General features: G+C 51.7%; 2 protein-coding genes. Both read left to right on the top strand.

Features of this window, described 5'->3' with window-relative positions:
- A partial coding sequence (locus tag ACWHAR_RS25735; protein ID WP_452088260.1) for a hypothetical protein occupies positions 1–453 on the top strand: 453 nt, incomplete at its 5' end.
- A 79-nt stretch (positions 454–532) separates the two neighbouring features.
- Complete coding sequence (locus ACWHAR_RS25730; RefSeq protein WP_011201725.1) at positions 533–787, top strand: DUF1871 family protein; 255 nt, start codon at positions 533–535, stop codon at positions 785–787.
- Positions 788–805 lie beyond the last annotated feature (18 nt).

The following is an 805-nucleotide window of genomic DNA, read 5'->3' as shown; positions in this document are numbered from 1 at the left end:
AACCCAATGAGCTGGTATATACGCCCGCTCTTTCTGGTGGCGCTCGCGTACTTTTGTTATAGGCGGTCTTGGAAAGGTGTCATCATTACTTTTTTGCTGATGACGAGCAGCATGGTTTGGTTTCCCGTCCCCGAGCGGATCAATCCGGAGATGCAGGCCGTTTTGGATTACGAGCTAATGCTTTTGTCCAACCCGCTTTCAGCCGTGGTCACGCTCGCTTTCATGATGGGTTTTCTCGTGTTGATTGGCACGGCATTTTGGAAGCGCTCCTTAGGGTGGGGGCTTGCGGTATTGAATGTGACGCTGATCAGAAAGGTCGTGCTGTCAGTGATGCTGACGGGGGAAAACGGCTGGGCGCCCCTCGGAAATACCGTCTTTGGATTGATTCTCGTCAACGGCATCGGGCTGCTGCTGATCGCCTGGAGGGGGAAGCGGGGAAAAGCCGGCCGTTAGCCTGCGGTTTTCCTTATCGACAAGCCGGCATGTTGTGATACAATAGCCTTTGAAACATTAATATGAAGCGGTGATCATGATGAAAGAAAGTCAGGCAGCAGCACAAATCATACACATCATAAAGGAATGGGATCCGTTTCAAGCCGGACCCGATTTTTATGAAACGGAAGCGGCCGAAATCGTTCAGGCCGTCTATACGGAAGACGATGCAGAGCGGCTGGGCGAAGCGATCCAGACCGTTTTTGAAGTATCGTTTGATCAGACGCTGCCTCTGTCGGAATGCAAACGGCTGGCTGAACGGCTCCTTGTGATCAAAGACAGCAGTTCGTGCTGAACAGAATTTAAAAACCGC

This window comes from Bacillus sp. LR--39, assembly GCF_053613335.1.
Note: the sequence above shows the minus strand (reverse complement) of the source record. Positions and strands in the feature narration are given on the sequence as shown.